Genomic DNA, 15,211 nt, shown 5'->3' on the forward strand with positions numbered 1-15,211 from the left:
CAAGTTTGCGACTGTGGCTGCCCTGCAGCGGCCGACGGGTGTGGTCGCGCCCATGTAACAAGATCGGCCAGCTGGGGGGATACCCCAGGGAGTCTCAATTTACGGTGAAGTGAGCCCCGAACACCGGACGCCACGCTGAAGCAGGCGTGGCGTCCTGTTCGGGTTTTCGGCGGGGAGCGCTGCGTGTCGTGGTGTTCCGGAAGCGAGGTTTGGGTTGGACCGGCTGGATTTCGGCGGCATCGGCGAAGCTGGCAGCGAAATCGCACCGGGATCGGGCGAAATTTTCCCGCTGTCGCCGGCGCAGCTCGGCATCTGGTATGCCCAGCACCTGGACCCGCAGGTCCCGATCAATATCGCCCAGTACGTGGAACTGCGCGGCGAACTCGACGTCGAGTTGCTGGAACGCGCCATGGTCCACGGCTCGGAGGAGTTCGGGTCGGGCTTCCTGCGCGTCGTCGAGCGTGACGGTGAGCCCATGCAGATGGTGGACCACTCGCTGGACCGCACCATCTACCACGTCGATCTGACCGATGAGGCCGATCCGGCCGCCGCGGCCCAGGCCTGGATGCGCGCCGACTACAGCGCCCCGCTGGACCTCACCCGGGACCGCCTCATCCGCACGGCCATGCTGAAGCTGGCCGACGGCCATTACTACTGGTACGCGCGCATCCACCACATCGTGCTGGACGGCTTCGGCGCGGTGACCTACATGACCCGCGTCGCCGAGCTGTACACCGCGTATGTGCGGGGCGTCGAGCCCGCGCCGCACAAGCTGACCGACCTGCCCACCCTGGTCGAGCAGGAATTCGCCTACCGCGAGAGCAGCCGCTTCAAGTCGGACAAGGAGTACTGGGCCGAGCGGGTCGCCGGGCTCGAGGACGGCACCAGCCTGGTCGGCCGCTCCGCGCCGCCGGCCGCCATCAACCGGATCGCCACGGGCGCGCTCAGCGAGGACCAGAGCTCGCTGCTGGACGACGCCGTGGCGCGCCACGAGTCGTCGCCCGCGGGCCTGCTCATCGCCGGTTTCGCCGCCTATCTCGCGCAGTGGACCGGCAGCGAGGACGTCATCCTCAGCCTCCCGGTGACCGCGCGCACCACCGCGATCATGCGCCGCTCCGGCGGCGCGGCCTCGAACATCGTGCCGCTGCGCCTGCGCGTCGGCCACGGCGTGACCGTGAGCGATCTGCTCAAGCAGGTGCAGGTCGAGGTGTCGGGTGCGCTGCGTCACCAGCGCTACCGTGCCGAGGACATTCGCCGCGACTCGACCGGCGAGTTCACCGGCGGCGAGGTGGGCTCGCAGTTCTTCGGCCCGTGGGTCAACATCATGTTGTTCCACAACGAGGTCGTGCTCGGTGACATCACCGGTGAATACAGCGTGCTGTCCACCGGTTCCATCGAGGATCTGGGCGTCAACTTCTACCAGTCGGTGAAGGGCACCCGGAATCACATCGATTTCGAGACCAACCCCAACCTGTACTCCGAGGACGAGACCGAGCGTCACCACGCGCGGTTCCTGGAGTTCTTCGACCGCTTCCTGGCGGCGGGGGTGGAGCAGCCCGTCTGGGGCCTGCCCATCACCACCGCGGCCGAGCGCACCCGCACCCTGGTGGAGTGGAACTCCGCCGCGCACGAGGTGCCGGTCACCACGCTGCCGGCCTTGCTGGACAAGCAGATTCCGCTGACCCCGGACAATGTCGCCGTCGAGTTCGAGGGCGAGCAGCTCACGTACGCCGAGTTCGGTGCGCGCGTCAATCGCCTGGCCCGCTTCCTCATCGCGGACGGCGTCGGCCCGGAATCGCTGGTCGCCCTGGGCATGCGCCGCTCGCTCGACCTGGTCGTCGGCATGCACGCGGTGCTGCGCGCCGGTGGCGCCTACGTGCCGATCGACCCGGATCACCCGGCCGACCGCACCGCCTACATCCTCGAGTCCGCGGCACCGGTCTGTGTGCTGACCACCGCCCGCGACGAACTCGAGCTGCCGGACTCCGTGCGCCGCTTGGCGATCGACACGCTCGACGTCTCCGGCTTCTCCGCGGAGCCGGTGACCGATGCGGATCGCCGGGCCCCGCTGCGCCCGGACAACACCGCCTACGTCATCTACACCTCGGGTTCGACCGGCCGCCCCAAGGGCGTCGCCGTCACCCACCACGCCATCGTCAATCAAGAGCTGTGGATGCTCGACGAGTATCCGCTCACCGAAGACGATGTCTACCTGCAGAAGACCGCCACCACCTTCGACGTGTCGCTGTGGGGCTACTTCATGCCGCTGCTGGTGGGCGCGAAGCTCATCGTGGCGACCCCGGACGGCCACCGCGATCCGCTGTACGTGGCGGAGATGATCGAGCGCCACGGCGTCACGGTCACCGACTTCGTGCCGTCCATGCTGACGGTCTTCGTCGCGCACGCCACCCGGGCCCAGTGTGCCTCGCTGAAGTACGTTTTCGTGATCGGTGAGGCGCTGCCGCCGGAGACCGGCGCCGGCTTCCGCGAGATCGCCTCGGCCGGCCTGCACAACCTGTACGGCCCCACCGAGGCCGCGGTCTCGGTCACCTACTGGGAGAACACCGCCGCCGACACCGTCACGGTGCCGATCGGTCTGCCCGAGTGGAATGTCGAAGTCTACGTTCTGGATTCGCGGCTGCGGCCCGCCGCCATCGGCGCCGCGGGTGAGCTCTATCTAGCGGGTCGTCAGCTGGCCCGCGGGTACAAGGGCCGTCCGGATCTGACCTCCGATCGCTTCGTCGCGAACCCGTTGTCGCCCAACGGCGAACGCATGTACCGCACCGGTGACCTGGTCCGCTGGAACGAGGCGGGCGCGCTGGAGTACATCGGCCGCACCGACTTCCAGGTGAAGTTCCGCGGTCAGCGCATCGAGCTCGGCGAGATCGAGACCGACCTGCTGGCCCACCCGGCCGTCAGCCAGGCCGCCGTCCTGGTCATGGACACCGCCACCGGTCAGCAGTTGGTCGCGTACGTGGTCCCGGTCCCCGGCCAGTCCATCGATCCGGCCGAGCTGACCCGTTTCGCCGCCGAGAAGTTGCCGTCCTACATGGTTCCGGCGTCGATCATGGTGCTGGACGCCTTCCCGCTCAACACCTCCGGCAAGCTGGACCGCAAGGCCCTGCCGGAGCCGGTGTTCAGCGCGGATGCCGCCGGCTACCGCGCGCCGCGCACCGCCGCCGAGGAGATCGTGGCGGGCGTGTTCGCCGATGTGCTCGGCCACGACCGGGTCGGCGTCGACGACAACTTCTTCGATCTGGGCGGCAACTCGCTGGTCGCCACCCAGGTGGTGGCCCGCATCTCGGCCGCGTTCAGCACCCGCCTGGGTGTGCGCGCGCTGTTCGAGACCCCCACCGTGGCGGGCCTCGCCGCGCGGGTGGAAGCCGCTGGGCCGTCCGATGTTTCGCGTACTCCGCTGGTGGCGCAGGAGCGCCCCGATCGGGTGCCGCTGTCGCTGGCGCAGCAGCGCATGTGGTTCCTCAACCAGTTCGACCCGAACGTCCCCACCTACAACCTGCCGTTCGTGGTGCGGTTGCGCGGGCAGGTCGATATCGAGGCCCTGCAGCTGGCGCTGGCCGATGTGGTCGCGCGCCAGGAATCCCTGCGCACCATCTTCCCCGAGTCCGGCGACGGCGGCTTCCAGCAGGTGCTGCCGATGTCCGAGGTGGAGCTGGGCATCGAGGTCATCGATCTCGCCGAGACCGAATTGCCGTCCGCGCTGGCGGAATTCGCCTCCGCCGGTTTCGATGTCTCGACCCAGCTGCCGATTCGCGTGCGCGTCTTCCGGGTCGCCGGTGCGGCGGCGCTCGAGGCCGGCGAGGTCGATCTCGCCGTCGCCTTCGTGGTGCATCACATTGCGGCGGACGGCTTCTCGTTCGGGCCGCTCTCGCGCGACATGACCGCCGCCTACCTGGCGCGCGTGGCCGGTCAGGAGCCCGCGTGGGCGCCGCTGCCGGTGCAGTACCAGGACTTCAGCATCTGGCAGCGCGAGGTGCTCGGTTCGGAATCCGATGCCGAGTCCATGGCCGCCCGCCAGATCGCCTACTGGTGTGGGGCGCTGGCCGGGCTGCCGGATCAGCTGGACCTGCCGGCCGACCGTCAGCGTCCGCCGGTGCAGAGCTTCCACGGCTCCCGCGTCACCTTCGACATTCCGGCCGAGTTGCACACCCGGCTGGCGGGTTTGGCGCGCGCCCAGGGTGTTTCGCTGTTCATGGTCATGCACAGCGCGCTGGCCGTGCTGCTGGCCCGGCTCTCGGGCACCAGCGACATCGCCATCGGCACCCCGGTCGCCGGTCGTGGTGAGCAGGCGCTCGACGACCTGATCGGCATGTTCGTCAACACCCTGGTGCTGCGTTCGGAGGTGGATGGGGCCGAGCGCTTCACCGACTTCCTGGCCCGCACCCGGGAGACCGACCTGGCGGCCTTCGCCAATACCGATGTCCCGTTCGAGCGGCTGGTCGAGGTGCTCAACCCGACCCGTTCGCAGGCCCGGCACCCGCTGTTCCAGGTCATGCTGTCGTTCCAGGAGATGTCGCACGGCTCCATGGAGCTGCCCGGCCTCACCGTCTCCGCGGACGAGCTCGAGGTCGACATCGCCAAGTTCGACCTGCAGTGGACGCTGACCGAGCAGCGCGGCCTGGCCGGTGAGCCGGCCGGGCTGGCGGTGGTGCTGTCCTACGCCACCGATCTGTTCGACGCCTCGACCGTGGCCGAGTTCGGGCAGCGCTACCTCCGCGTCCTGGAAACCGCGGTCGCCGCACCGGACACCGTGGTGCGCGATATCGACGTCCTCGACGCCGGTGAGCGCGAGACCGTGCTGCACGCGTGGAACCACACCGCACGTGAACTTCCGTCCGCCGCAACCGTTCTCGACCTGTTCGAGCGGCAGGTGCGGATCCGGCCGGACGCCACCGCGCTGATCTTCGATCCGGGCGAGCGCAACGGCAGCATGTTCGGCCCCGCCGAGGAGCTGAGCTACGCGGAGTTCTCCGCGCGCGTGAATCGCCTGGCGCGCAGGCTGATCGACGCCGGCGTGGGTCCGGAGTCCCTGGTCGCGGTGGGCATCCGCCGCTCGGTGGACATGCTGGTCGCCATCTACGCCACCCTCACCGCCGGCGGCGGTTACGTGCCGATCGACCCGGACCACCCGGCCGAGCGCACCGACTACGTGCTGCGCACCGCCGAGCCGGTGGTGCTGCTCACCACCGCCGACGATGCCGTGGAATCCTCGGATTGCCCGGTGCTGCACCTGGATTCGCTGGATCTGGGCGATTACAGTGCCGCCCCGGTCGCCGACGCGGACCGCCTGGCGCCGCTGCGGCCGACCAATGCCGCCTATGTGCTGTTCACCTCCGGCTCGACCGGCCGCCCCAAGGGCGTGGCCATCCCGCATGCCGCGGTGCTCAACCAGATCGCCTGGATCACCCGCGAATACGACATCGACGACACCGATGTGATCCTGCAGAAGACGCCGGTCACCTTCGACGTCTCGGTGTGGGAGCTGTTCGGCTCGCTGGCCGTGGGCGCGCAGCAGGTCATCGCCGCGCCGGACGGCCACCGCGATCCGATGTACCTGTCGGAGGTCATCGGCCGGCACCGGGTCACCATGACCTCGTTCGTGCCGTCCATGCTGAGCGTGTTCGCCTCCAGCGCCTCGTCGGCCGAATGCCTGTCGCTGCGTGCGGTGCTGGTCGCCGGTGAGGCGCTGCCGCCGTCCACCGTGACCGCCTTCCGCCGCTTCTCCACCGCGGCCGTGCACAACCTGTACGGCCCGACCGAGTTCACCGTGCACGCCACCTACGCGCCCATCGACGCGCCCGTGGTCACCTCGGTGCCCATCGGCCGCCCGGTGTGGAACGCGCAGACCTATGTGCTGGACGAGGGCCTGAGCCCGGTGCCCGCGGGTGTCCCGGGTGAGCTCTACCTGGGCGGTGTCCAGGTGGCCCGCGGCTACTTCGGCCGCCCGGACCTGAGCGCCGAGCGCTTCGTCGCCAACCCCTACGGCGAGCCGGGTTCGCGCCTGTACCGCACCGGTGACCTGGTGCGCTGGAACCACAACGACCCGGGCGTCATCGACTACATCGGCCGCACCGACTTCCAGGTGAAGTTCCGCGGCCAGCGCATCGAGCTCGGCGAGATCGAGGCCGCGCTGCTGGACCACCCCAAGGTGCAGCAGGCCGTGGTGCTGGTCATCGACACCGTGGCCGGCGATCAGCTGGTCGCCTACATCGTGGCCGGCGGCCCGGTGGATCTGGACGGCGTCAAGACCTCGCTGCAGCGCACCCTGCCCGCCTACATGGTGCCGGGTTCGATCATGGTGCTGGACGCGTTCCCGGTGAACGCCTCCGGCAAGCTGGACCGCCGCGCGCTGCCCGCGCCGCGCTTCGAGGTCCGCGAATTCCGTGCTCCCACAACGCCGATCGAGGAGATCGTCGCCCAGATCTTCGGCGAGGTGCTGGGCATCGCCCGGGTCGGCGTCGACGACGACTTCTTCGAACTGGGCGGAAACTCGCTGATCGCCACCCAGGTGGCGACCCGACTGGGTACGGCCCTCGACACCCGCGTGCCGGTGCGCATGCTGTTCGAGGCCGCCACCGTGGAAGCCCTGGCGGCCCGGGTGGAATCGCACGTCGGCGACGGCGGCCGCAAGGCCCTGGTGGCCCGCGAACGGCCCAGCGAGGTCCCGCTTTCGCTGGCGCAGCAGCGCATGTGGTTCCTCAACCGCTTCGATACCGCCTCGGCGGTGAACAACATCCCGGTCGCCATCCGGCTCTCCGGTGAGCTCGATATCGCGGCCCTGCAGGTCGCGGTCATCGACGTCATCGACCGCCACGAGTCGCTGCGCACCGTCTTCCCGGAGACCGCGCACGGCCCGGTGCAGCGGGTGCTGGACGCCGCGCAGATCGTGCCCGACCTGACGCCGGTGCCGGTGACCGAGTCGAATCTGATCGACCACCTGGTCGAGCTGGCCACCATGGCCTTCGACGTCACCGACGAAGTGCCTTTGCACGCCGCGCTTTTCGAGATCAGCGAGTCCGAGTACATCCTCGGCATGGTGGTCCACCACATCAGTGCCGACGGCTGGTCCATGGGCCCGCTGGCCCGCGACGTCATGGTCGCTTACGCCGCCCGCACCTCGTGGGAGGCCCCGGCCTGGGCGGAACTGCCGGTGCAGTACGCCGACTACGCGCTCTGGCAGCGCGAGGTGCTCGGCTCCGAGGACGACCCGGATTCGCTGATCGCCAAGCAGATCCGCTACTGGACCGACGCGCTCGCCGATCTGCCGGACGAGCTGGTGCTGCCCGCCGACCGGCAGCGGCCGGCCGTGGCCAGCTACCAGGGTGGCACCTACCCGTTCGCCATCTCCGCCGAAACCCAGCAGGCGCTGGTGGATCTGGGCCGCCGGCACAATGCCTCGCTGTTCATGGTCATGCACAGTGCGCTCGCGGTGCTGCTGGCCCGCCTGTCCGGGACCGGCGACATCGCCATCGGCACCCCGGTGCACGGCCGCGGTGAGGCCGCGCTCGACGACCTGATCGGCATGTTCGTCAACACCCTGGTGCTGCGCACCGAGGTGGACGGCAGCGAGACCTTCGCCGACCTGCTGGCCCGCTCCCGCGACACCGACCTGCACGCCTTCGCGCACGCGGACGTCCCGTTCGAGCGGCTGGTCGAGGTGCTCAACCCGGCCCGCTCGCAGGCCCGCCACCCGCTGTTCCAGGTCATGCTGACCTTCCAGAACACCCGGCAGGCCAGCCTGGAACTGCCCGGGCTCTCGGTCAACGGCATCGACTACGACGCCCGCCTGGCCAAGTTCGACCTGCAGCTGACCCTGCAGGAGGCGCAGGACGACCACGGCGAGAACGCCGGTATGTCCGCCGAGATCTCCTATGCGCTGGACCTTTTCGACGAGCCCACCATCGCGGCCTTCGCGCACCGCCTGGACCTGATCCTGGCAGCCGTTGTCGCGGACCCGGACCGGCCGCTCGGCGATATCGACCTGCTGGTCGCCGACGAGCGCGAGCGGGTGCTCGACGACTGGAACGACACCGCGTTCAACCTGGCGCGGGTGCTGCCCGCGCTGCCGGAGGGTGAGGCCGCGACGCTGGTTTCGCTGTTCGAAGCACAGGCTCTGACCAGCCCCGATGCGCCTGCCGTGGAATTCGAGGGGACAGTTCTGTCCTACGCCGAGTTCGCGGCGCGGGTGCACCAGCTGGCCCGCAAGCTCATCGCCCAGGGCGTCGGCGCGGAATCGCATGTGGCGCTGGCCATCCGGCGCTCGCTGGATCTGGTCGTCGCCATGTACGCGGTGCTGGAGGCCGGTGGCGCGTACGTGCCGCTGGATCCGGATCAGCCGGACGAGCGCATCGACTACGTGCTCGACACCGCCCGCCCGGTCGCGATCCTCACCACCGGCCGCGACGATTTCGTCACCGGCCGCAATGTGCCGGTGCTCGAGGTCGACACGCTGAACCTGGAAGCCTACTCCGACGCGCCGATCACGGCTGCCGAACGGGGACAGGCGATCCGGCCGGAGCACACGGCCTACGTCATCTTCACCTCCGGTTCGACCGGCCGCCCGAAGGGTGTCGCGGTCGAGCACGGTGCGATCGTGAACCGCCTGCTGTGGATGCAGCACGAGTACCCGATCGACGCGAACGACGCTGTCCTGCAGAAGACTCCGGCCACCTTCGACGTGTCGGTCTGGGAGTTCTTCTGGCCCCTGCAGACCGGCGCCCGCCTGGTGGTCGCCAGGCCGGACGGCCACCGCGACCCGGTGTACCTGGCCCAGGTCATCGCCGAGACCGGCATCACCACCGCCCACTTCGTGCCGTCGATGCTGTCGGTGTTCGTCGCCACCCTCGGCAACGAGAACGGCGACTCCTCGGTCCCCGCACCGCGTTTGCGGCAGGTCTTCGCCTCGGGTGAGGCGCTGCCCGCGCCGACCGCGCAGAAGCTGCGTCAGCTGACCGGTGCGCGGCTGCACAACCTGTACGGCCCGACCGAAGCGGCCGTCGACGTCACCTACCACGAGGTCGTGGACACCGACACCGTGTTCGTGCCGATCGGCCGCCCGGTCTGGAACACCGAGACCTACGTGCTCGACGCCCGCCTGCACCCGGTCGCGCCGGGTGTCGCGGGTGAGCTCTATCTGGCGGGCGACCAGCTGGCGCGCGGCTACCTGGGCCGCCCCGACCTCTCCGCCGATCGCTTCGTCGCGAACCCGTTCGTCTCCGGCGACCGCATGTACCGCACCGGCGACCTGGTCTCCTGGACCGCCGACGGTGAACTGAACTACCTGGGCCGCACCGACTTCCAGGTCAAGCTGCGCGGTCTGCGCATCGAGCTCGGCGAGATCGAGGCCGCGCTGCTGGCGCAGCCGGCCATCGCCCAGTCGGTCGTGGTGGTGCGCACCGACGCGCACGCCGGTGACCAGCTGGTCGGCTATGTGGTGCGTGAGGCCGAGGCGGTCGTGGACGTCGACGCGGTCAAGGCCGCGCTGAGCGGCTCGCTGCCCGCCTACATGGTCCCGGCCGCGCTCGTGGTGCTGGACGCCTTCCCGGTCAACGCCTCCGGCAAGCTGGACCGCCGGGCGCTGCCCGCGCCGGTCTTCGAGGCCAAGCGTTTCCGCGCCCCCTCCACCCCGATCGAGGAGATCATCGCGCAGATCTTCGCCGACCTGCTCGGTGCCGAGCGCGTCGGCGTGGACGACGACTTCTTCGAGCTGGGCGGCAACTCGCTGGTCGCCACCCAGGTGGTGGCCCGCCTGGCCGCGGCGCTGAACGCCGAGATCGGCGTGCGTGTGCTGTTCGAGGCCCCGACCGTGGCCGCGCTGGCCGCCCGTGTCGAGTCGCACGCGGGAACCGGTGTGCGTCAGGCCCTCACGGTTCGGTCCCGGCCGGAGTACCCGCCGCTATCGCTGGCGCAGCAGCGCATGTGGTTCCTCAACCGGTTCGATCCGGACTCGGCCGCCAACAACATCCCGGCGGCCGTAAGGCTCACCGGTGCACTGGATCTCGACGCCATGCGCGGGGCCATCGCCGACGTGGTGGCGCGGCACGAGTCGCTGCGCACCCTCTACCCGTCGCACGAGGGCGTCGCCTACCAGAAGGTGCTGCCCACCGGCCGCGCCATCCCCGAGCTGGATGTGCTGGACGTGACCGAGGGCGAATTGTTCGCCGCGGTCTACGAGTTCGCCGCCCGCGGCTTCGACGTCACCACCGAGACCGCCGTCCGCCTGCGCGCCTATCGCCTCGCGGCCGACGATCATGTGCTGGTGCTGGTGGCCCACCACATCGCCGCCGACGGTTTCTCGATGAACCCGCTGGTGCGCGACCTGATGACCGCCTACATCGCGCGCAGCAACGGCGAGACCCCGGGCTGGACCGAACTGCCGGTGCAGTACGCGGATTACGCGCTGTGGCAGCGGGAAACACTGGGCTCGGAAGAGGATCCGCGCTCGCTCATCACCGAGCAGCTCGACTACTGGCGCGGCACCCTGTCCGGCCTGCCGGACGAGCTGCGCCTGTCGGCCAAGCCGCGGCCGGCCGTCGCGTCCTACGACGCCGGTACCCACCGGTTCCAGGTGCCGGGCGAGCTCATCGCCGGGCTGAACCGGGTGGCGCAGTCCAATGGCACCACCCTGTTCATGGTGGTGCACAGCGCTTTCGCCGCGCTGCTGGCGCGCCTGAGCGGCACCGAGGACATCGCGGTCGGCATTCCGGTGGCGGGCCGTGGCGAGCAGGCCCTCGACGATCTCGTCGGCATGTTCGTCAACACCCTGGTGCTGCGGTCGCCGGTCGATACCGGCACCAGCTTCACCGACCTGCTGAAGACCGTGCGCGAGCGCGATCTGCAGGCCTTCGCCCACGCGGATGTGCAGTTCGAGCGGCTGGTCGAGGTGCTCAACCCGGCCCGCTCGCAGGCCCGGCACCCGCTGTTCCAGGTCATGCTGTCGTTCCAGAATCTGGGCCGCACCTCGCTGGAGCTACCGGGTCTGAGCGTGTCCGAGCTGGCCATCGACCAGCAGTCGGCCAAGTTCGACCTGCAGCTGACGCTGAGCGAGGTCGTCGACGGTGCCGCGGCGGGCCGCGAATCGGACATCGCGGCCATGGATGCCGAACTCGTCTATGCGACAGACCTTTTCGACGCGCAGTACGCCGATGTGTTCGCGCAGCGCTTCGTCGCCATGCTCACCGCCGTGGCCGCGGACCCGGCCCAGCTGGTCGGCGATGTCGAGCTGCTGAGCGAGGCCGAACGCCGCCAGCTGCTGGTCGGCTGGAACGAGACCGCGTTCGAGCTGGATACCGCACTGCCGGAGATCTCCGAAGGCGCTGCGGCGACCCTGGTTTCGCTGTTCGAGGCGCAGGTCGCACTGACTCCCGAAGCGACTGCTGTCACTTTCGAGGGGACGCCCGGGCGGAGCCCGGAAAATAAGACACAGTTGTCCTACGCCGAGTTCGCCGCTCGCGTGCGTAAGCTGGCGCGCTGGCTCATCGCCGAGGGTGTCGGACCGGAATCCTTCGTGGCGCTGGGTATGCGCCGCTCCATCGACCTGGTCGCGGGCATGTACGCGGTCGCCGTCGCCGGTGGCGCGTACGTGCCGCTGGATCCGGATCACCCGGCCGAGCGCACCCAGTACATCCTCGAGACCGCACAACCGGTCTGCGTGCTGACTTCCGGCGACGACCTGGAAGGCGTTGACGCGCGCCAGGTCCGGATCGACGAGCTGGACCTGTCCGGCTTCGCCGACACCCCGGTCGCCGATGCCGAGCGCCGCTCGCCGCTGCGGCCGCGGAACACCGCGTACGTGATCTTCACGTCCGGCTCCACCGGCCGCCCCAAGGGTGTGGCCGTGAGCCACGCCGCGATCGTGAACCGTCTGGTGTGGATGCACGCCCAGTACGGGCTGGCCGCCTATGACGTGGTGCTGCAGAAGACCCCCGCCACCTTCGACGTGTCGGTGTGGGAGTTCTTCTGGCCCTTGCAGGTCGGCGCGCGCCTGGTGGTCGCCAAGCCGGACGGCCACCGCGATCCGGCCTACCTGGCCGAGATCATCGTCCGCGAGGGCGTCACGGTCACCCACTTCGTGCCGTCCATGCTGGCCGTCTTCGTGGCCGAGCCGACCGCGGCCGATTGCGTCAGCCTGACCAATGTCTTCGCCTCCGGTGAGGGCCTGCCCGCGCCGACCGCGCAGAAGCTGCGCGAACTGACCGGCGCTCGCCTGCACAACCTGTACGGCCCCACCGAGGCGGCGGTCGACGTGACCTTCCACGAGGTCACCGACGCCGACCTGGCCTCGGTGCCGATCGGCGCGCCGGTCTTCAACACCCAGGTGTACGTGCTGGATTCGCGTCTGAAGCCGGTTCCGGTGGGTGTCGCGGGTGAGCTGTACCTGGCGGGCGATCAGCTGGCCACCGGCTATGTGGCGCGCCCCGACCTGACCGCGGATCGTTTCGTGGCCAACCCCTTCGGCGCCGGCGCCCGCATGTACCGCACCGGTGACCTGGTCACCTGGACGGGTCATGGCGAGCTGGAGTACCTGGGCCGCACCGACTTCCAGGTGAAGCTGCGCGGTCTGCGCATCGAGCTCGGCGAGATCGAGTCGGCGCTCACCGCGCTGCCGTCGATCGCCCAGTCCGTGGTGGTGGTCCGCACCGACGAGCGCACCGGCGATCAGCTGGTCGCCTACCTGATCGCCGCCGACGGTCACCTCGACCTCGACGCGGTCAAGGACGAACTGTCCGAGCGGCTTCCGGCCTACATGGTCCCGGCCGCCTTCATGGTGCTGGACGCCTTCCCGCTCAATGCCTCCGGCAAGCTGGACCGCAAGCAGCTGCCCGCGCCGACCTTCGCCGCCAAGACCTACCGCGCCCCGGCCACGCCGGTGCAGCAGACGGTCGCCGGCACCATCGCCGACGTGCTCGGCCTGGACCGGGTCGGCCTGGACGACGACTTCTTCGAGCTCGGCGGCAACTCGCTCATCGCCACCCAGGTGATCGCGCGCCTGTCGGCCGCCCTGGACGCCGACATCCCGCTGCGCGCGCTGTTCGAGGCCACCACCGTGGCTTCCCTTGCCGCGCAACTGGAATCGCGCGTCGGCACCGGCGCGCGCGCCGCGCTGGCCGCCCAGGAGCGCCCGGAGCTGGTGCCGCTGTCGCTCGCACAGCAGCGCATGTGGTTCCTGAACCGCTTCGACAACCGCACCGCGGTCAACAACATCCCGGTGGCGCTGAAGCTCACCGGGGCGATCGACCCGGCCGCCTTCACCGCCGCCATCGGCGACGTGCTGGCCCGCCACGAGTCGCTGCGCACCATCTACCCCGAGGTCGAGGGCGACGGCTACCAGCGCATCCTGCCGCTGTCCGAGGTCGAGTTCGAGGTGCGGACCGAGACCGTCACCGCGGCCGACCTGACCGCCCGCGTCACCCAGCTCGCGAGCGTGTTCTTCGACGTCACCCGCGAACTGCCGTTCCGCGCCACCGTGCTCAGCCTCAGCGAAAACGAGCACGTCGTCGTGCTGGTGCTGCACCACATCAGCGCGGACGGCGTCTCGCTGCGCCCGCTGCTGCGGGATGTGGTGGCCGCCTACCTGTCCCGCAGCACCGGCGAGGCCCCGGCCTGGGCGCCGCTGCCGGTGCAGTACGCCGACTACACGCTGTGGCAGCGCGAGATCCTCGGCGCGGAAACCGATTCCGAGTCCCTGGCGGCCCAGCAGATCGCCTACTGGACCGACCGGCTGGCCGACCTGCCCGAGCAGATCGAACTGCCGGCCGACCGCCCGCGGCCGGAGATCGCCACCAATGCCGGTGGCACCTACGACTTCTCGATCGACGCCGAGCTGCACCGCGCCCTGACCGGCGTGGCCCGCGAGCACGACGTCACCCTGTTCATGCTGGTGCACGCCGCCCTGGCCACCTGGGCCGCGCGCCTGTCCCGGGCCACCGACATCGCCATCGGCACCCCCATCGCGGGCCGCGGCGAACGCGCGCTGGACGACCTGGTCGGCATGTTCGTCAACACCCTGGTGCTGCGCAGCGAGGTGCGGCCGGACGCCGCCTTCCGCGACCTGCTGGCCCAGGTGCGCCGCACCGACCTGGCCGCCTTCGCGCACGCCGACGTGCCGTTCGAGCGTCTCGTCGACGTGCTCAGCCCGGTCCGCTCGCAGGCGCACCACCCGCTGTTCCAGGTGGCGCTGACCTTCGAGGCCGCCGGGGCCAAGGACGCCGCGGCGGTCGCGCTGCCGGGCCTCGAGCTCGAGGTCGTCGAATTCGACCCGGGCACCGCCAAGTTCGACGTGCAGCTCACCGTGAGCGAGCGCGCCGACGGCTCGCTGGGCCTGTCCTGGAACTACGCCGCCGACCTGTTCGACGCCGAGACCGTCATCTCCTTCGCCGAGCGCCTGGTCCGCATCCTGCGCGCGGTCGCCGAGGATCCGGCCGCGCTCATCGGCGATATCGACCTGCTGGGCGAGGGCGAGCGCCACAATGTGGCCGAGCACTGGGTCTCCGCGGGCGAGGACATCGTCGCCCTGGCCCAGACCGCGCGGGCCGCGGTCGCCGATGCCGAACGCGCTGTCGCCGAGGGCACCTCGGGCATCGCGCCCGAGGCCGCCGCCCTGCTCGCGCTGGGCGCGTCTGCCGAGCGCCTGGCCAACCCGCTGGCCGCCCTGGCCAGCCCGTTCGTGGCGGCCGACGCCACCCTGTCGAGCCTGTTCGATCTGGCGGTGGCCGCGAATCCGGAGCGCGTCGCGGTGCGCTTCGGCGACGAGGAACTCACCTACTTCGATCTGGACCGCCGCGCGAATGTGCTGGCGCGCCGCCTGATCGGCGAGGGCGCGGGACCGGAATCGCTGGTCGCGGTGCTGCTGCCGCGTTCGGCGGATCTGGTGGTGGCGCTGCTGGCCGTGATCAAGACCGGTGCGGGCTACGTGCCGATCGATCCCACCTATCCGGCCGACCGCATCGCCTACGTGCTCTCGGACGCGAAGCCGACCAGTGTGATCACCGACTCGACCGTGCAGGTCGAGCAAGTGCTGGGAGGTGGAGCGGCGGCCGAGCTGAACACCATCCTGCTGGACGGGTTCTCTCTGGAGGCGGGCAACATCGTGGACGCGGCCGATGCCCCGGTCACCGATGCCGACCGCCGGGCGGCGTTGCGTCCGGACCATGTCGCCTATGTCATCTATACCTCCGGTTCCACGGGCCGCCCG

Annotated in this window: 1 protein-coding gene; it reads left to right on the forward strand. The window is 70.1% G+C overall.

The window, feature by feature from the left end:
• Positions 1-214 precede the first annotated feature (214 nt).
• Positions 215-15,211: amino acid adenylation domain-containing protein (locus ACWEQQ_RS43355; protein ID WP_452352347.1), on the forward strand; the 14,997-nt coding region annotated here is incomplete at its 3' end.

Source organism: Nocardia sp. NPDC004123, assembly GCF_053603795.1.